Below are 17,309 nucleotides of genomic sequence, written 5' to 3'. Positions count from 1 at the left end.
CCTCAGGCCGCCCGCACCGGCCGGTGCAGCGAGTCCAGTGCGGCTCCGGCCTGGTCGGCCAGGGTGACCGCGACCAGCCGGGCCTGCAGGGATGGCACCGTGCCAGGGGTGGGTTCGAGCATGAAGCGGCCGATGTACTTGCCGTTGCCGAACATCCGCAGTTCCACGTCCTCGGCCGGCAGCCCGAGCCGGTCGGCGTCCCAGAGCCGGTGTCCGACCAGCACCGAGCCGTCGTGCTCCAGGCGCGGCGGGTGGCCGAGCAGCGAGCCGTACTCGAAGCGGCAGCCCCGCAGTTGGAGCAGCCCGACCAGCTGGTCGCGGACCTGGTCGACCACGGTCAGCGCCGAGTTCGCGCTGCGTGCCAGTACCGCGGTGTCCCGGATCTGCGCCAGGTAGCCGGCGTCGGTGATCGCCAGCACCCGGAACTGACGTGCCCGGACGGCCAGTTGGGAGACCGCCAGGCCGACCGCGAGGAGCAGCACGGCGGTGGTCAGGTCGGCCGACTTGCTGATCGCGAACTGCTCGTACGGACGGGTGAAGAAGAAGTCGAAGCCGAGCGCCGCGACCACCGCGGCCAGCGCCCCGGCCAGCCGCCGACCGAGCGCGGCCACCGCGACCACCACCACGACCAGCAGCAGCGCCACATTGGTGTTGGCCATGCTGCCGCGGAACGGGAGCAGGATCGCGCAGAGCGCTGTCGGGACCAGCACGGCGGCGATCAGCGCGAGCCGGTCCCGGCTGACATAACGGTCCAGGTTCCAGTACGAGACCCAACTGGGACCACGGAGAACGGGCGTGTGGCGACTGGGACTGCGGCGCATCGTTGCACCTCCTGCTCTCTGGTGTAGCAGGCCTGCCGCGGCGCGCAAGCGGCACGCGCCAGCGTTGACGCGATCCTTGCGCTGTCCATGCCGACCGGCCTCCGGAGCCCCCCGGGCACCCTTGCGCTTCGTCCACCAATCGGTACTGTCAGTGGCGGTGTGCCGGGAAGTCTGGTCGGCGTGAAGGTCGCGCATGCCCCGGCGGGTGCCGGGCGGCATTGCCGACGGGTTCTCAACCAGGGGAGGCGCCATGGGCGTCATCGTCCCGATCGTGCTCTTCGTCGCGCTGGTCGCGCTGGTGCTGACCGCGCCCCGGATCGGTCCGGTCCTCGACCGGCGCCGCACCGGCGCGATCGCCGAGGAGCTGACCGCAGGTCACGGGTTCCGGCCGAGCAGCGGCGACGGCCCCGACCTGGCCGGGCCGCCGTTCCACTACGGCAGCGCGCAGCGGTTGGTGAGCGAGGTGACCGGCAGCCTCGAAGGCCTGCCGCTGACCTCGGTCGGCTACCGCTGCCGGGAGAACGGCTCGACGCACTTCTACGGCGCGGTGCTGGTCAGGCTGCCCGAGGCGGTCGAGTCGCGGATCGAGGTGCGCCACGAGCCCGTCTTCCACTCGACCCGGGTCCTCGTCCCGCTCTCCGGCGACCGGCTGAGCAGTGGCGACGGCTGGTTCGACAGCCACTTCGAGGTCCACGCCACCGACCCGCGCCTGGTGCGCACGGTCCTCTCCACGTCCGGCCTGGACCTGCTGCGCGGCACCCCCGAACCGTGCAGCTGGCGGGTCGAGGGCTCCACGCTGCTGCTCTGGCGCTCCGGCGGCTGGACCTCGGCGGCCTCGCTGCTCGCCTCGGTGCGCGCGGTGAGCGCCGCCCTGCACGCGGCGGCGGTGTCCCAGGGGCTGGTGGCGGAGCGCGAACCGGGCCGGTAGGCCTGGGGCCTGTCGTGCGAGCGGAGCGGGGGCTACCCCAACTCCCGCACCGCCGCCAGGACCTCCAGGCCGAGTCCGGGGTCGGCCTGGTCGGGCAGGCTGACGGACAGGCGGGTGACCAGGCCGGCGTAGCGGCGGTGGATTTCGCGGGCGACCTCCGGGACGGTTCCGGTGACGGCGAAGGCGGCGAAGACCTCGTCGTCGATCAGGTCGGCCATCTGCTGCCAGCGTCCGCGCAGCGAGAGCCGGTGCAGTTCCTCGTGCAGCTCGAGCCAGCCGTGCTGGGCCAGCACCGGGCGGTAGGCGGGGGTGGAGGCGTAGAAGGCCAGCCGTTCGCGGACGCCGGCCAGGTTGGCGCGCAGCTCCTCCTCGGTGCGGCCGGTGGCGGTCAGCACGTTGCCGGCGATCTCGAAGGGGCGGGTGGTCCACGGGGCGCCCTCGGCCTCGGCCTGGGCGCGGGCGGCCGTCACCCCGGGCAGCACCTGCTCGGTCAGGTAGGCGACGGAGGTGAAGGGGTGGCTGACGAAACCGTCGGCGACCGCGCCGGCGGTCCGGGTCATCAGCGGCCCGACCCCGGCCAGCAGGATCCGGGGCGGGCCGGCCGGGATCGGGTCGGGGGCGAAGACCGGGGTCATCACGGTGTGCGTGTAGAAGTCGCCACGGAACCTGAGCCGTTCGCCGGTCTGCCAGCTGTGCCAGATCGCCCGCACCGCGTGGACGTACTCGTTCATCCGCGCGGCGGGGCGGTCCCAGGGCATCCCGAAGCGCTTCTCGATGTGCGGCTTGACCTGTGAGCCCAGGCCGATGACGGCCCGTCCGCCGCTGGCCGCGTGCAGGCCCCAGGCCTGGTAGGCCAGGGTCATCGGGGTGCGGGCGAAGGCGACCGCGACGCCGGTGGCCAGTTCGATCGAGCTGGTCCGGTCGGCGGCGCGGGCCAGTTGGAGGAACGGGTCGTAGGCGGTCTCGGCGACCAGCAGCCGGTCCATGCCCCACTCCTCGGCCGCGGCGGCGGCGGTCAGGATCCCCGCCGGATCGGCGCTGGCGGGGGCGTCGAGGCGGAAGGTGGCGCTCGGGCGGTCCATGGGGGTCGGCTCCTGATGCGGGGTGCGGCGGCGTGCGGGGGTGCGGCGGTGCTGGCCTCGTAGCCTGCCATGCGGGGCCGGGGAGGGGCGCGGCAGCCCGGCCCGACACCCGTCGATCGGCGGGACTTCCCCCGCCGATCGGCTGGATCGGGCCAGGAGTTGTCGAAACGTTGGGTAACCGGCCAGTAGCTTGAGCGAGTTATTTCGGTGAACAAATGTTCCGAGTTACCTGAAGGATCCTCACGATGCCGCTCTCCAGGGCCGCCGCCCGCCCGTCCCGCCGTCCGGCGCGGACCGTCCTGACCCTCGCCCTGCTGCTCGCCGGGGCGTCGGCCACCCCAGCGCTCGCCGCGGCGCCCGGCGACGCCGCCACCCCGGCGGCCCCCGCCCCGGCCCCCGCCTCGGCCTCGAGTTCGACCCCGCACCTGGACGCCGTCGAGCAGGTGCTGCGCCAGGTCTCGCCCGGACTGGAGGGCACGGTCTGGCAGCGCACCGCGGGCAACGCGCTGGACGCCCCGGCCGGCGACCCGGGCGGCTGGCTGCTGCAGACGCCGGGCTGCTGGGGCGACCCGTCCTGCGCCGACCGTCCGGGCAGCCAGGCGCTGCTGGCGAAGATGACCGCCAACATCGCCGCCGCCACCCGCACGGTCGACATCTCCTCGCTCGCCCCGCTGCCGAACGGCGCCTTCGAGGACGCCATCGTGGCCGGGCTCAAGTCCGCGGTGGCGTCCGGGCACCGGATCCAGGTGCGGATCCTGGTGGGCGCCGCCCCGCTCTACAACATCACCGCCCTGCCCACCTCCTACCGGGACGAACTGGTGGGCAAGCTGGGCGACGCGGCCGACTCCGTCACGCTCAACGTGGCCTCGATGACCACCGCGAAGACCGCCTTCTCCTGGAACCACGCCAAGCTGCTGGTGGTCGACGGGCAGAGCGTGATCACCGGCGGCATCAACGACTGGAAGGCCGACTACCTGGAGACCGGCCACCCGGTCACCGACGCCGACCTCGCGCTGACCGGCCCCGCCGCCGCGACGGCCGGCCGCTACCTGGACACCCTGTGGAGCTGGACCTGCCGCAACAGCGGCCCGTTCTCGGCGGCCTGGTTCGCCGCCTCGAACGGCGCCGGCTGCCTGGCCACCCTGGAGCAGGACGCCAACCCGGCCACCCCGGCCGCCACCGGCAGCGTGCCGGTGATCGCGGTCGGCGGCCTGGGCGTGGGCATCCAGAGCGTCGACCCGGCCTCGGCCTTCCAGCCGAGCCCGGTCAGCCCGACCGGCAGCCCGGCCACCTCCTGCGGCCCGATCAAGCTGCCCGACCACACCAACGCCGACCGCGACTACGCCACGGTGAACCCCGAGGAGAGCGCCCTGCGCGCGCTGGTCGCCAGCGCGACCAGCCACATCGAGATATCGCAGCAGGACCTCAACGGCACCTGCCCGCCGCTGCCCCGCTACGACGCCCGGCTCTACGACACCCTGGCGGCCAAGCTCGCCGCCGGCGTGAAGGTGCGGATCGTGGTCAGCGACCCGGCCAACCGGGGCGCGGTCGGCAGTGGCGGCTACTCGCAGATCAAGTCGCTCTCCGAGGTGAGCGATGTGCTGCTGGACCGGATCAGCGCGGCCACCGGCCAGGACCGGGCCGGCGCCAAGGCCACCATGTGCCAGAACCTCCAGCTCGCCGCCTTCCGCGCGGCGCCCGGCGACACCTGGGCCGACGGCCACCCGTACGCGCTGCACCACAAGCTGGTCTCGGTGGACGGCGCCGCGTTCTACCTCGGCTCCAAGAACCTCTACCCGGCCTGGCTGCAGGACTTCGGCTATGTGACGGAGGACCGCACGGCCGCCGCCCAGCTGGACGCCCAACTGCTCACCCCCGAGTGGCAGTACTCGCAGACCGCCGCGACGGTCGACTACACCCGGGGGCTCTGCTCGGCCTGACCGCCGCACCGGTCGGACCGGCGCTCACACCGCCGGGCCGACCCAGTAGGCGAGTTCCTCGCGGACCGGCCGGAAGCCGGCCGCCTCGGCCAGTGCCAGGCTGGGTCCGTTGGACCGGGGCGCGGTCCAGCTGGGGAGCTTGCCGCGGTGGCGGACCGCCGTCGCGGCGGCCAGTACGCAGGCCAGGCCCAGACCGGCTCGGCGGAACTCCGGGACGGTGGCCACCGCCAGGTCCTCGTGGGCGAGCCCGCGCAGGTGGCCGGCCGCGAGTGCGACCAGCCGCCCGTCGACGAAGGCGCCCCACGCGCCACCCGACGAGGCGAGCGCCCGGCTCGACCCCCAGGTCTCGGTGACCCAGCGCAACTCCGCTCCGGTGGCGTCGAGCAGGTCCGCGTCCGCCCGGGTCAGCGGACGCAGCCGCACGCCCGCCGGGACGGGACGGCGGCGCGGCCGGTGCTGCTGCGTGCAGACCAGCCGCACCCAGGGGGTGACCGTGCTGAAGCTGCGGCCGAGCAGCGGCAGGAAGCGGTCGGGCGCGCTGAACTGCCCGCGCTCCAGCGGAGCGAGGAGCTCGCGTGGCAGCAGCCGGGGGTCGCCGCGCAGCACCCGGTACGGACCGCAGGCGGCCACCGCCACCCGGGGCGCGGCGGGCTGGTCGGTCCACAGCGAGCCGCGTCCGGTGAGCAGCACATGCGCGGCCAGCGTGCCGGGGCCGGGCTGCTCCGGCAGGAACCAGCGGGCCGGCGTGCGCGGTCGGCCGTGGCGGGGGAGCGGGACATCCGGCGGCGGCAGCAGGGTGCGGGTCGGGGTACTCCTGAGCGGCGCGGTCGACAGCGGGCGGTGGGACATCGCCCCAGTGAACCGGGCGGGCCCCGGCGGCGATCGGCTCCTGACGAATCCCTGTCGGCCGCGGGCAGCGCTCTGACGGATCCTTGCCGATCCGGGTCGCCGGCGGCGGTGGAGCTGCCGTCGGGCAGAACGGCGCAGGTCGGAGGCGGCGTTAGGAGCCTGTTAGCGGACGGGCGCCCGGCGTCAAGGAGGCGTCAAGAGGAACCGAAGGCAGGGCCCGGGTGATGTCTTATGGATCTGTGCCGAGCCCCGCCACTTGACCTAGGAATACAAGGCGATAGGATCAGCACGCCTGATAAACAGAGGATCAGCGGAGACCGCGGTCCCACAACTGAGGGAAGTGCAGCTCATCATGGCCGAGTCCACCCGGGTCATCGTCGGCGTCAGCGGCTCGCGGCGCAGCGCGGCGGTCCTGCAGCGCGCTGCGGCGGAGGCGGCCCGGCGCGGCGCCGAACTCGTGCCGGTGATGGCCTGGACCCCGGTCGGTGGCGAGAGCGCCTATCGCACCCACCCCTGCCCGCCGCTCGCCGCCGCCTGGGCGCAGGCCGCCCAGGCCCGCCTCGACCAGGCCCTCGCCGAGGCCTTCGGCGGCTACCCGGCGAACCTGCGGGTCTCGCCCGTGGTGATCCAGGGCGAGGTCGGCCCCGCGCTGCTCCAGATCGCCGACCGCGCCGATGACCTGCTGGTGGTCGGGACCGGCCGCCGCGGCCTGCTGCGCCCGCTCTTCGCCAGGGTCAGCCGCTACTGCCTGGCCCGCGCCACCTGCGCGGTCATCTCCGTCCCGGCCGAGACCGAGCCCACCACCGGCAACCCGCGCCGCGGCCGCGGCCACTTCGCGATGGCGGCCTGACGTCACGTCGGGCACCCCGCCGGGGTGCCCGACGCCCGTTTTTCCCGACGCCCGATCAGCAGGACTCGCGCAGGGTCTGCGCCCGCAGGGCGGCGATCAGCGGCAGCACGTCGTCGCCCTCGGCGTCCTGGCTGACCGCCGCGATGGCGCCGATCACCGTGCGGGCGATCTGCCCGGCCGCCGAGCTGTCGTCACCGGCCGCCTGCGCCCAGGACTCCAGGGCCTCGCCGAGCACTCCGCTGATCCGGCCCACCACGCTGCGGTCCAGCTCCTCCGCCGCGTCCAGGGCCTGCTGCGAGGAGAGCCCGTCCTGGCCGCCGACGGCCAGCGTCAGCAGGGCGCGCAGGGTCCGCTCGCCGTACAGGGCGAGCAGCGCCGGCAGCGTCCGCTCGTCCCCCCGGCGTTCGCCGAGCACCGCCAGCGCGTGCTCGTCGTGCTGCCAGCCGGCCTCCAACGCCGCCAGCGCCCGCAGGACTTCATCCCGAGTCAGCTCGGAGCCATCGTCTGCCATACCGGGTCACGCTACGCGCTGCGGGCCGACCAGGTGACCGATACCGCCCTTTCGTCCCACCCGGGGTGGAAAACGGAGCGGGAGCGAAAACGGAGCGGCGGGCGGTGGGCTCCTCGCCCGCCACCCGCCGCTCGCGCTGTCCCCGGTCAGAGCACCTCGGGTGCCTCGTTGCCGACCGCCTCGATCGCCCGCCGGACCGGTACCCGCAGCAGCACCGCGAAGCCGATCGCGAAGAAGACCAGCAGCGAGATGATCGCCACCCGGTAACTCCCGGTCAGCTGGAAGGCCAGGCCGAAGACCAGCGGGCCCATCCAGCTGGTGCCCCGGTCGCTGATCTTGTACAGGCTGAAGTACTCCGCCTCCCGCCCGGCCGGGATCAGGTGGGAGAAGAGCGAGCGCGACAGCGCCTGGCTGCCGCCGAGGACCAGACCGATCGCGGCGGCCAGCGCGTAGAACCAGATCGGCTGGTTCGCCGGCATCAGGTAGCCGAAGGCCAGCGTGATCACCCAGGCGACCAGCGAGCCCAGGATGGTCTTCTTGGCGCCGTGCCGCTTCGCGATCCGTCCCAGCAGCAGCGCGCCGCCGATCGCCACGATCTGCACCAGCAGCACGCCCGCGATCAGCGTGGTCTGCCCCATGTGCAGTTCCTCGCTGCCGAACAGCGAGGCCTGCGAGATGACGGTCTGGATGCCGTCGTTGTAGCAGAGGAAGGCGGCCAGGAAGAGCAGGGTGAGCGGGAAGCGCCGCATCCCGCGCAGCGTCCCGGCGAGCTCGCGCAGGGTGCCGCCGGCGTGCTCGTCCACCGGCCGGGCGATGGGCGCGGTGGCCGGCCGCTGGGGCAGCCGCAGCATCGGGAAGATCGTGAAGGCGGCCCACCACAGGCCCGCCGAGGCCAGGCAGAGCCGCACCGCCGTCCCGGAGGAGAGCCCCAGCGCGCTGTGCCCCAGGAAGAGCCCGAGGTTGAGCACCAGCAGCAGCCCGCCGCCCGCGTAACCGAAGGCCCAGCCCTTGGAGGAGACCGAGTCCCGTTCGGCCGGCGCCGCCAGCCCCGGCAGGAAGGCGTTGGCCAGCGCCGCCGAGACCGCGTAGCAGATGTTGGCCACCACCAGCAGCGCGCCGCCCAGCAGGTAGCGGTCGCCGTTCAGGAAGAACATCCCGACGGTCGCCGCCGCCCCGGCGTAGGCGAAGGCGCCCAGCAGGGTCTTGTGCTTGCCGGTGCGGTCGGCCGCGGCGCCGGCCAGCAGCATCACCACCACCGAGAGCAGCACCGAGGCCGAGACGGTGTACGGGAAGAACGAGCCGGCCCGCACCGGGATGCCGAGCGGGTGGACGTCGCCGTGCGCGTCCGCGGCCTTGGTGGCGACGTCCGTCAGGTACGGGCCCAGGAAGACGGTCAGGACGGTCGCCGAGAAGGCCGCGTTGGCCCAGTCGTTGAGGTACCAGCCGCGCTGGACACGCCGGAGATCGGCGGGGGCGGCCGCGGGGGCCACCGTATCGCGAACAGAATTGGGCAAAACCAGGCTCCGTGCTCGATCAGGACATCGCGTGGGGCGTCCCAAACGGACGGCGATGCGATCCGCCATGATGCCATCGTCCTGCTGCTGGAGTGGAGCACGGATGGGTTCCGATTTCCCGGGGACCCTCAGGTGACCAGGAAAAACGCGCCGAACCGGAGCTGCCCGGGGCCGCGTTCGGGCAATCGGCCAGAGGTTGGTCGGCCCGGGGTCAGCCGGTTGTTCGGTGGGCGGCGAACAGGTCGAGCAGTTCCTGCGGCGCCGTCGGGCTGAAGCAGCGGATCAGGTTCGCGGCGGAATCGGCGGCGGCGGCCTCGCTGCGCGGGAAGAGCGCCTGCTCGTAGCGGGCCAGGGCGGCGGCCGGGTCGCCGGGGTGAGTGGCGATCGCGGCGGCGAGTTCGGCGCCGTCGAGCATGGCGAGGTTGGCGCCCTCGCCGGCGAAGGGGGACATCAGGTGGGCGGCGTCGCCGAGCAGGGTGACGCCGGGGGTGGGCTGCCAGTGGTGGCCGACGGGCAGTGCGTGGATCTCGCGCGGCACCAGCGCGCCGTCGGCGTCGGCGATCAGCGACCGCAGCCGCTCGTCCCAGCCGTCGAAGTGCTCCAGCAGCGCGGCCTTGGCGGCCTCGGCATCGGTGAAGTCGATCGCGGTGTGCCACCCCCGGGGCGCCCGCAGCGCGGTGTAGGCGTGCACGCTGCCGTCGGGTTCGCGGTGCGCGAGGAAGCCCCGGCCGTCACCGAGCGCGAAGAACATGCCGCCGCCGACCAGGGCCGCGCTGACCGGGTGCCGGGTGTCGGCGTCCACCAGGTCCAGCTCCACCAGGGATATGCCGGTGTAGGCCGGCGAGGCGTCGGAGACCAGCGGGCGGATCTTCGACCAGGCACCGTCGGCGCCGACCAGCAGGTCGGTGCTGAAGGCGCTGCCGTCGGCGAGGGTCACCCGGTGGCGGCCGTCGCCCAGTCCCACGGCGGCGGTGACCTTGGCACCCCAGCGGATGGTGCCCTGGGGCAGCGAGGCGAGCAGCAGCGCGCGCAGCCGGCCGCGGTCGACCTCGGGTCGCCCGCCGTCGCCGGTGTCCTCCTCCCGCAGCCGCAGCACGGCGTGCCGGTCCAGGATCCGCAGCTCCTCGCCGCCGGCGTGGATCAGCGCGCGGAACTCCTCGTGCAGGTCGGCGGCCCGCAGCGCGGCCTGGCCGGACTCCTGGTGGATGTCGAGCATGCCGCCCTGCGCGCGGGCGGTGGGCGCGGGGTCGAGCTCGTGGACGGCGGCCTCGATCCCGTGCACGTGCAGCACCCGGGCGAGCACCAGGCCGCCGAGGCCGGCGCCGACCACGGCGATCGGGTGATGGGTGGTGGGCTCGGTGGTCATCTCAGTACTCCTCGGGTCGCTCGGGGTCGTCGGATCGGTCCGGCCGCGGTGTCTGGAGAATGCCGCTGATCAGCACCTGGAGGCTCCAGGCGAGGCGGTCCTGGCCGGTGCCGGAGAGCAGTTCGGTGCCGAGCGCGGCGAGCTGCGGGTGCCGGGCGGGGTCGGCGCCGCTCAGCGCGGTGCCGAGGGCGTCCATCTCGGCGCTGGTCCGGGCGTGGTCCGCCTCGCCCCGGGTGGCGTGCTCGGCCGCGCTGGCGGTGGCGAGCTGCAGCAGCACGTCGACCGCCCAGGCGGCGCGCTCGGCGGGGACCCCGCCCTCGGCGAGCAGCGCGAGCAGCGCCTCCAGCAGGTCCAGGTAGTGCGCGCCGCTGGGCCGGGCGACCAGCGCCGAGCGGGCCAGGCCCGGGTGCTCGAACAGCACGGCGGTGTAGGAGGTCAGCACCGTCGCCAGCCGCGCGCGCCAGTCACCGGTGGCGCGCACCGGGCCCAGGTCGACCTCGCCGAGCAGCTCGTCCAGGATCGCGGCGTGCAGCTCGGCGGTGTTGCGGACGTATACGTAGAGCGAGGCCGCACCGGTGTCGAGCTCCTGCGCGAGGCGGCGCATGGTGACCCGCTCCAGGCCTTCGGCCCGCATCACCTCGACGGCGACCGCGACGATGCCGTCCCGGCTCAGCGCGGGCTTCGCCGGGCGCTCGCGGCGGCTGCGGGGGGTGGGGGGAGGGGCTGCTGTCATGGCTCCACCGTAACGAACGCGTTCGTTACGAACAAGTTCTGGACGAACGTGTTCGTTAGCGATTCGGCGACAGGCCGACTCCTCCGAAGATCGACTGCCATCAACTCGCCGACGCGGACACGGATTCGCCCGGATCGAGTGAGACCCGCCGGGACACGCCGAGGGGGCCGTCAGACCGCTGCCAGGATCGGGGACCACACCCGGCACCCGCCCCGGACAGGCCTTAGCCGCAGGGGTGCCCGCAGCCGCGCCGTCAGCCCACCGAACCAGGGGAGCAGTGTGTCCGAGCACGCCGTCAGAACCGAGCAGACCGTGACCACCGACACCGGGCACCAGCCCGCCGATGCCGCGCCGACCGACACCGCGCAGACCGACGTCGAGCCCGCCGACAGCGAGCAGATCCGGGCGCACTTCCACGGCGACAACCGCCGCCGGGCCGGCGAGTCGGTCTCCGCCACCGCGATGGTGCGCCGCCTGCCCCAACTCGTCCGCCGCGCCCTCGCCCTGGCCTGGCAGGCCGACCGCACCGCCACCGTGCTGCTGCTCTGCTGCCAACTGCTCTCCGGGATCTTCGGCGCACTGGCGCTGTACGCCACCACCGGCACGCTGGGCGCCCTGCTGGTCCCCGGCCCGGTCGGCGCGCACCTGCGCCACGCCGCCCCGTCGCTGGCACTGCTCACCGCCGCCACCGCGCTGCGCGCGGTGCTCGGCATCACCGTGACCAGCCTGTCGACCAAGGTGGCGCCCCGGATCAACCGGGAGGCGGACCTCGCGCTGATCGCCGCCGGCTGCGCCGCCGAACTCAAGGCGTACGACGAACCGGCCTACGCCGAGCAGTGGGAGTCCGCCGACCGGGGCGCGGCCACCACCCCTGACCTGCTCTCCAATGCCCAGGACGTGATCGCCTCCACGGTCTCGCTGGTCGCGGCGGCCGGGGTGCTGGCCACCCTGCACCCCTGGCTGGTCCCGTTCCTGCTGCTCGGCTCGGTGCCGTCCGGCATCGCCGCCGTGCGCACCGCCCGGATCCACTACCTGGCCGCCGTCACCACCAACGAGGAGCGGCAGGCGCTGCGGATCTACCGCTGGTTCCTGATCGACAAGGGCCGTGCCGACCAGGTCAGGTCCGACCAGGTCACCCCGTTCATGATGGCCAAGTACCGGCAGGCCGAGGCCAGGATCGTCGCGGCCACCGACCAGGCCACCCGGAAGGCGGCGATGGTCTCGCTGCTGGCCGCGCTCGGCACCGGCGCGGGGAGCGCGCTGATCTGGGGCGTGCTGCTCTACCTGGTCGCCAGCGGCCGGATCGACCTGGCCGCCGCCGGTGCCGCCACCTTCGCGCTGCGCACGGCGTCCGGCGGTGTGCAGGGCATGGTGGGCAACGGCGCCCGGCTCTACCGCACCGGCCTCTACCTGGACGACTACTTCAGGTTCCTGGACGAGGCCGGGGGTCACCGGATCCGGCGCGGCTCGGTGGTCCCCGCAGCGCCCGAGCTGGTCGAGATCAAGGCGCTCTCCCACACCTACCCGGGCGAGCAGCAGGAACCCGCGCTGCGCGAGGTCAGCATGACGCTGCGGCGCGGCGAGGTGGTCGCCGTGATCGGGCAGAACGGCAGCGGCAAGTCCACCCTGCTCAAGCACCTGGCCGGGCTCTACCTGCCGCAGAGCGGGCAGATCAGCTGGGACGGCGTGCCGGTCGAGGAGCTGGACGCCGAGGGCATGTGGCGCCGGGTCGCCCGGGTGCCGCAGGAGTTCGCCCGCTGGCCGCTGGCCGCCGCCGAGAACGTGCACCTGGGCCAGCTCACCGAGGACCTGATGGCCGAGGTGCGCCGGGCGGCGGCGCACACCGGCTTCGACGAAGTGGTGGCCCGGCTGCGCTCCGGCTGGCGGACGCTGCTCGCGCAGGGCTGGCTGGGCGGCGCCGAGCTGTCCGGCGGCGGCTGGCAGCGCGCGGCGGTGGCCCGCGCCCTCTACCGCACCACGCTCAACCCCGGCCTGCTGATCCTGGACGAGCCGACCTCCGACCTCGACCCCCGGGCCGAGCACAAGATCCTGCACGCGCTGCGCGCCTTCGCCCCCGAGCGGATCACGCTGCTGGTCACCCACAACATCGCGAACGCGGCGGTGGCGGACCGGGTGATCGTGCTGGACCAGGGCCGGATCGTGCAGAGCGGCAGCTGGGCGGAGCTGGCCGCGCAGCCGGACGGCCTCTTCCGCGAACTGCTGGACCTGCAGCGCGACCGCGCCGTCCCCCTCCAGCGGACCGGCAGCGCGTAGCGCCCGGCCGGGCCGGCCCGCGGACCGCTCAGCGGCGGGCCGGGGCCGGCCGGGGTGCTGCCGCGACGGCGGCCCAGGCCAGCGAGTACCAGGAGAGCGCGGCGAGCACGGTGGCGCTGGGCAGCTCGGCGAAGTAGGCGAGCGCCTTGGCCTGCAGATAGGAGGAGCCGCGGTGGGCCGACCACAGGTCGAAGAACGCGTCCATGCCGAGCAGTACCGCGGTCGCCGAGGCCACCGGGCTGGTGGCGCGGTGCCGTCGGCGGACCAGCGAGGCCAGCAGGAAGAGCGCCGAGACCTCCATCACGTCCAGCCAGACCCAGGAGTTGGAGAGGTTCCGCGCGCCGAAGTGGCCCTTCACATCCATCGCGAGGACCACGATCCACGGCATCAGCAGGAAGCCGGCCGTGCGGAACGCGGTCGGCAGCCAACGCCGCAGCGTGCCCTCGTGGGCGGCCAGCGTCATCCGTAGCTCATACACCTGACGATCGTATCGGCCGGTGGGTAAGGAGAATGTCGCACGCGGGAGCGGGAGCGGGCGCGGTCGGCGGTGGCTGGTTCGCCACCACCGACCGCGCCCACCACTGCCGGGGCCCCGGGTCAGAACGCGAAGACCCGCCCGGTCGCCCGCTGCAACGAGCACTCGTTGGTGAACGTCTGCTGGTACATGACGGGTTGACCGCCCCAGAAGCCCACGGCGGTGGCGGTCACCGGCAGGTAGAGATCGGGACAGAACACGTGGGACGGCGTCAGGGCGGCGAAGTCGCCCTGCGCGCCCACCAGGTCCGCACAGGCGCCCGGCGCGTCGGGGTGGTCCCCGGCGGGCTGCGCGCCGCCGCAGTCGAGCGTCACGGTCTGGTCCGGTGTGGTGGTGTTCTGGGCGGCCGCCGTCACCGAGAGGATCAGCAGGTCGGGGCCGGCCGGGGCGGCGGGGCTGGTCTGCGCGGCGGCGGGCAGCGCGCTGCCGGCCACCAGCGTGGCACCGGCGAGGGCGCCGACAACTGCCATGAGGACACTGCGAGTACGCATATCGAACTCCTTTGGTCGACTGTCCGGACGGACTCGGCAGTATCACCACAAGAAGTTGTCATGGACGCAATCGGACGGCGTTCGACGGCCAATCTCGGCCGTCGCCCCGGTGGCCGGGATCCGCCCGCACCTCCGTCCCACGGTCACCACGACTCGCCATGAGTCCCATCGGCCACCGCTGCGCCGGTCCGGCCCGTGATCCGGCCCCGGCGTGTCGGCCACTCCCGAACGGCCGAGATGGCCACCATCCGTCGAACGTCGGTGCACCACGAGTGACGGATCGGCGGCACGATGGGCGACGGACCGCCAACGGCAGCCGGCCACCGCGCGGGACCGTGGGGTGCCCCGCGCGATGGCCGGTGGTTCGGGTGGAACGGATGGATCAGGTGGAGCGGTACGGCGGCGCCGGATCAGCCGCTGAAGGCGCCCGTGCCGTTCGGGGTGCCGAGGCCGGTCGGGCCGTTGTAGCCCGGGCCGGCGGTGCACAGGTAGGTGCCGCCGCAGTCACCGTTGGAGCCGGTGGTGACGTTGTTCAGGTTGGACGGGTCGGCGGCGTACAGGTCGGCGGCCGGCGTGGTGTTCGCGCCGGGGTTGCCGGCCAGCGCGTAGACGCTGGCGATGATCGGGGAGGAGGCGCTGGTGCCGCCGTAGACGTTCCAGCCGGAGGCGCCGTAGGTGTCGTACACGGCCACGCCGGTGGCCGGGTCGGCGACCGCCGAGACGTCGGCCACGGTGCGGTTGGCGCAGCCGCTGTCGGTCTGCCAGGTCGGCTTGGTCTCGTAGGCGGAGCAGCCCGAGCCGGTGCCCTCGGTGGCGCTGGTGCCCCAGACCGACTCGCTCCAGCCGCGGGCGCTGGAGTCCTGGGTCAGCGAGGTCCCGCCGACGGCGGTGACGTACGGGGAGGCCGCCGGGTACTCCACGCCGTAGCCGCTGTCACCGGCCGAGGCCGTGATCGCGACGCCCGGGTGGTTGTAGTACGAGCTGTCGGCGTTGACCTCGTCCGAGGACTCCGAGCCGCCGTAGCTGTTGGAGACGAACTTGGCGCCCAGCGCGACCGCCTGGTTCACCGCCGTGCCCAGGTCCTGGGTGCTGGCCGAACTGGCCTCGACCAGCAGGATGTTGCAGTTCGGGCAGGTGGCGCTGACCATGTCCAGGTCCAGCGATATCTCGCCGGCCCAACCGGAGTCGGGGGATGGGTAGTTGGTCCCGCCGTTCTCGTCCACCTTGCTGAAGCAGCCGCCGGCGGAGGTGCAGGCGGGCAGGCCGAACTGGCTGCGGTAGGTGGCCAGGTCGGACTCGGCGTTGGGGTCGTCCTGGGCGTCGACGATCGCCACCGTCTCGCCGGCGCCGTTGGCCGCCGCGGCGCTGGCCAGGTTGTACGCGCTCTGGATGTCGGCCGGGCCGTAGCCGGACACCGTGGCGTCGGCCTGGGCGTTCGCCTGCCGGGCGCCGGTGGCGGCGGCCGGGTGCACGAGGTGGGTCTTGACGGTGCTTCCGCCGGTCACCCGCAGGGCGTTGCAGGCCAGGTAGCCCGCGTGCTGCGGAACCGCGCAGGACCGGGTGAACGTCACCTTGTGGTGGGCCTGCTGGGCGGTGGCCGTGCCGGCGAACGCGGCCTGGCTGCCGACGCCGAGCCCGGCGATCGCCAGACCGGTCGCGGCGGTGAGGGCCAGCGTGGTACGCCGGGCCTTCGAACTCGTGGGGGTACGCAAAACCCTGCTCCTCTGTGAGGTGCACCAGTGGGGGAGGGCCGTCCGGGCGTGGGGTGCCCTCTGGCCGGCCGCGCACGGTCGCTGACGGTGTGCCGTCGTCGGGACCGGTCAACTGTGCGGCTGGGCAAGAGAGTAGGGGCGCGTGACCATGACAACAATGCCCCTCCCAGGAAACACACAGAATCCTCGCACCTGGCTGTCGATCAAGTCCCGGACCTGCACCGGCAACCGCGCGCGGCAGGATTGCGTCGACCTGCCGCGCCGCTGGTTGCCGGTCAAGCACCCCGGTCGAGCCCCCAACGCCGATCGTCGTGCGAACCCCTGGTCGCCGATCGGCGTGCCGAACTACCGCGCCGCCGACTGCCCGTAGGTCGGCAGCTTGATGTCCCCCGCCTTCTCGGCCTGCGCGGCGAGCAGCTTGCTCATCGGCCAGCGGCTCATCGAGCGCATCGACATGGCGCGCAGCCGGATGGCCAGCGCACCGGTGGGCGCGTAGCTGTTGACGCCGCCCGGCGGGAGCTGCTGCGCCTGGGTGACGTACGGGCGCATCAGCTGCTCGTACGCGCGGAAGGCGGTGCGGTGGTTCCCGGCGGCCTTGCCGAGTTCGCCGGCCAGGATGTAGGCACCGACCAGGGCCAGGCTGGTGCCCAGTCCGGTGATCGGGGTCGGACACCAGCCGGCGTCGCCGAGCAGGACCACCCGGCCGTGCGACCAGCTGGCCAGGTGCACCTGGCCCACCGAGTCGAAGGAGAAGTCGGTGGCGGTCCGCATCCCGGCCAGCAGTCGCGGCACCTCCCAGCCGACGCCGGCGAAGCGCTGCGCCACCAGCTCCCGCTGCGCGGCGGTGTCGCGGCGGTCGTAGGCGAGCGCCGCCGACCGGAAGCCGAGGCTCGCCTTGATCTCGCCCGGCAGGCGGCCGGGCCGGGCGGAGGCGACCAGGCCACCCGGTGCGTTGAACATCTGGAACCAGCCGTCCAGGTCCAGGTCCGACTCGGCGGTGAACCAGGCGTTGTAGAAGCCCAGCGGGCGGACGTGGTCGTCGGCCGGCCCGAAGGCCAGCGTGCGGACCGTCGAGTGCAGCCCGTCCGCGCCGACGACCAGGCCGAACCGCCGGGCGGCGGCCTTCTCGAAGGTGACGCTGACGCCGTCCTCGTCCTGGACCAGGCCGGTGATGGTGTCGTCGAAGAGGTACTCGACCCTCGGCAGGGTGGCCTCGTACAGCAGCTGGCCAAGGTCGCCGCGGAGGATCTCGATCTCGGAGATGATCCCCTCGCCGCCGAAGCTGTCCTCCGTCATCCGCGCGGTGAGTCGCCCGGTGGCGTCGACCAGGGCCAGGCCGCGCTGCTGGACCGTGATGGCCCGCGCCTGGTCCATCAGCCCCATCCGGGCGATCACCTCCCGGGCGGCGCCGCGCAGGTCCACCGTCTGGCCGCCCGGCCGGGGCGCCGGGGCGCGCTCGACCACGGTGACGTTGTGTCCGGCCTTGCGTAGCCAGTACGCCAGGGCGGGGCCGGCGATGCTGGCGCCGGAGATGAGGATGTCGGTGTTCTCCATGGCTGCGAGAGTACACCGTACGCATCACGGCTGACAAGCAACACGAATTTCTTAGGGGTTGGCGCCTTGAGTGGTTGGGCGTACTAGTGCGCAAGTGGCGGACGGCGGCTGCTCGATCGCCCGTTCGCCGCCTTGGACGCGGCTCGCCG

15 protein-coding genes are annotated in these 17,309 nt (G+C 73.6%); 4 read left to right on the top strand and 11 right to left on the bottom strand.

The window, feature by feature from the left end:
- Nucleotides 1-2: 2 nt before the first annotated feature.
- A complete protein-coding gene (locus OG403_RS02100; RefSeq protein WP_329560911.1) occupies nucleotides 3-821 on the bottom strand; it encodes a DUF4118 domain-containing protein in 819 nt (272 codons plus the stop codon).
- A gap of 250 nt (nucleotides 822-1,071) precedes the next feature.
- On the opposite strand from OG403_RS02100, the gene OG403_RS02095 reads away from it, so the two are divergent.
- Nucleotides 1,072-1,749: a hypothetical protein gene (locus OG403_RS02095; protein ID WP_329560909.1), complete on the top strand. Its 678-nt coding sequence runs from the start codon at nucleotides 1,072-1,074 to the stop codon at nucleotides 1,747-1,749.
- A 32-nt stretch (nucleotides 1,750-1,781) separates the two neighbouring features.
- On the opposite strand, the gene OG403_RS02090 is transcribed toward OG403_RS02095, so the two are convergent.
- Complete coding sequence (locus tag OG403_RS02090) at nucleotides 1,782-2,831, bottom strand: TIGR03617 family F420-dependent LLM class oxidoreductase (RefSeq protein ID WP_329560907.1); 1,050 nt, start codon at nucleotides 2,829-2,831, stop codon at nucleotides 1,782-1,784.
- 245 nt (nucleotides 2,832-3,076) lie between these two features.
- Here OG403_RS02090 and OG403_RS02085 point away from each other — a divergent pair, with 245 nt between their 5' ends.
- Complete coding sequence (locus tag OG403_RS02085) at nucleotides 3,077-4,771, top strand: phospholipase (protein ID WP_329560905.1); 1,695 nt, start codon at nucleotides 3,077-3,079, stop codon at nucleotides 4,769-4,771.
- Nucleotides 4,772-4,795: 24 nt separating this feature from the next.
- Here the strand turns inward: OG403_RS02085 and OG403_RS02080 are convergent, their stop codons facing one another.
- Nucleotides 4,796-5,620, bottom strand: a complete 825-nt coding sequence (locus tag OG403_RS02080; protein WP_329560904.1) for a GNAT family N-acetyltransferase — start codon at nucleotides 5,618-5,620, stop codon at nucleotides 4,796-4,798.
- 352 nt (nucleotides 5,621-5,972) lie between these two features.
- Here OG403_RS02080 and OG403_RS02075 point away from each other — a divergent pair, with 352 nt between their 5' ends.
- The gene (locus OG403_RS02075) at nucleotides 5,973-6,470 is read left to right on the top strand and encodes a universal stress protein (protein ID WP_329560903.1); all 498 of its coding nucleotides are present in this window, start codon (nucleotides 5,973-5,975) and stop codon (nucleotides 6,468-6,470) included.
- A 55-nt stretch (nucleotides 6,471-6,525) separates the two neighbouring features.
- On the opposite strand, the gene OG403_RS02070 is transcribed toward OG403_RS02075, so the two are convergent.
- From OG403_RS02070 to OG403_RS02055, 4 genes are all read right to left on the bottom strand, one after another.
- Nucleotides 6,526-6,981, bottom strand: coding sequence for a hypothetical protein (locus OG403_RS02070; RefSeq protein WP_329560901.1), 456 nt, complete (start codon nucleotides 6,979-6,981; stop codon nucleotides 6,526-6,528).
- Nucleotides 6,982-7,127: 146 nt separating this feature from the next.
- The gene (locus OG403_RS02065; RefSeq protein WP_329560899.1) at nucleotides 7,128-8,495 is read right to left on the bottom strand and encodes an MFS transporter; all 1,368 of its coding nucleotides are present in this window, start codon (nucleotides 8,493-8,495) and stop codon (nucleotides 7,128-7,130) included.
- Between the two features lie 211 nt (nucleotides 8,496-8,706).
- Nucleotides 8,707-9,861 (bottom strand): FAD-dependent oxidoreductase, encoded by a 1,155-nt coding sequence (locus tag OG403_RS02060; protein WP_329560898.1) that lies wholly within the window; start codon nucleotides 9,859-9,861, stop codon nucleotides 8,707-8,709.
- Between the two features lies 1 nt (nucleotide 9,862).
- The gene (locus tag OG403_RS02055; protein WP_329560896.1) at nucleotides 9,863-10,594 is read right to left on the bottom strand and encodes a TetR/AcrR family transcriptional regulator; all 732 of its coding nucleotides are present in this window, start codon (nucleotides 10,592-10,594) and stop codon (nucleotides 9,863-9,865) included.
- Nucleotides 10,595-10,873: 279 nt separating this feature from the next.
- Here OG403_RS02055 and OG403_RS02050 point away from each other — a divergent pair, with 279 nt between their 5' ends.
- Complete coding sequence (locus OG403_RS02050) at nucleotides 10,874-12,868, top strand: ABC transporter ATP-binding protein (RefSeq protein WP_329560895.1); 1,995 nt, start codon at nucleotides 10,874-10,876, stop codon at nucleotides 12,866-12,868.
- A 28-nt stretch (nucleotides 12,869-12,896) separates the two neighbouring features.
- Here OG403_RS02050 and OG403_RS02045 read toward each other — a convergent pair whose 3' ends face one another.
- From OG403_RS02045 to OG403_RS02030, 4 genes are all read right to left on the bottom strand, one after another.
- Nucleotides 12,897-13,346, bottom strand: a complete 450-nt coding sequence (locus OG403_RS02045; RefSeq protein WP_329560893.1) for a hypothetical protein — start codon at nucleotides 13,344-13,346, stop codon at nucleotides 12,897-12,899.
- A 119-nt stretch (nucleotides 13,347-13,465) separates the two neighbouring features.
- Nucleotides 13,466-13,894 carry an SSI family serine proteinase inhibitor gene (locus tag OG403_RS02040; protein WP_329560891.1) on the bottom strand — a complete coding sequence of 143 codons (429 nt, stop codon included), beginning with the start codon at nucleotides 13,892-13,894 and terminating at the stop codon, nucleotides 13,466-13,468.
- 410 nt (nucleotides 13,895-14,304) lie between these two features.
- Nucleotides 14,305-15,606, bottom strand: coding sequence for a S53 family peptidase (locus OG403_RS02035; protein WP_329560889.1), 1,302 nt, complete (start codon nucleotides 15,604-15,606; stop codon nucleotides 14,305-14,307).
- Between the two features lie 345 nt (nucleotides 15,607-15,951).
- Nucleotides 15,952-17,160, bottom strand: a complete 1,209-nt coding sequence (locus OG403_RS02030) for an FAD-dependent monooxygenase (RefSeq protein ID WP_329560887.1) — start codon at nucleotides 17,158-17,160, stop codon at nucleotides 15,952-15,954.
- Nucleotides 17,161-17,309: the final 149 nt, after the last annotated feature.

The organism is Kitasatospora sp. NBC_01266, from assembly GCF_036242395.1.
GTDB lineage: Bacteria > Actinomycetota > Actinomycetes > Streptomycetales > Streptomycetaceae > Kitasatospora.
This window is presented reverse-complemented; position numbering and strand designations above follow the sequence as displayed.

Bases quoted from the DNA above. Each gene is read 5' to 3' on its own strand.
- OG403_RS02040 (WP_329560891.1), bottom strand. From the start codon at position 13,894: ATGCGTACTCGCAGTGTCCTCATGGCAGTTGTCGGCGCCCTCGCCGGT.
- OG403_RS02085 (WP_329560905.1), top strand. From the start codon at position 3,077: ATGCCGCTCTCCAGGGCCGCCGCCCGCCCGTCCCGCCGTCCGGCGCGG.
- OG403_RS02060 (WP_329560898.1), bottom strand. From the start codon at position 9,861: ATGACCACCGAGCCCACCACCCATCACCCGATCGCCGTGGTCGGCGCC.
- OG403_RS02090 (WP_329560907.1), bottom strand. From the start codon at position 2,831: ATGGACCGCCCGAGCGCCACCTTCCGCCTCGACGCCCCCGCCAGCGCC.
- OG403_RS02075 (WP_329560903.1), top strand. From the start codon at position 5,973: ATGGCCGAGTCCACCCGGGTCATCGTCGGCGTCAGCGGCTCGCGGCGC.
- OG403_RS02030 (WP_329560887.1), bottom strand. From the start codon at position 17,160: ATGGAGAACACCGACATCCTCATCTCCGGCGCCAGCATCGCCGGCCCC.
- OG403_RS02070 (WP_329560901.1), bottom strand. From the start codon at position 6,981: ATGGCAGACGATGGCTCCGAGCTGACTCGGGATGAAGTCCTGCGGGCG.
- OG403_RS02055 (WP_329560896.1), bottom strand. From the start codon at position 10,594: ATGACAGCAGCCCCTCCCCCCACCCCCCGCAGCCGCCGCGAGCGCCCG.
- OG403_RS02100 (WP_329560911.1), bottom strand. From the start codon at position 821: ATGCGCCGCAGTCCCAGTCGCCACACGCCCGTTCTCCGTGGTCCCAGT.
- OG403_RS02095 (WP_329560909.1), top strand. From the start codon at position 1,072: ATGGGCGTCATCGTCCCGATCGTGCTCTTCGTCGCGCTGGTCGCGCTG.
- OG403_RS02080 (WP_329560904.1), bottom strand. From the start codon at position 5,620: ATGTCCCACCGCCCGCTGTCGACCGCGCCGCTCAGGAGTACCCCGACC.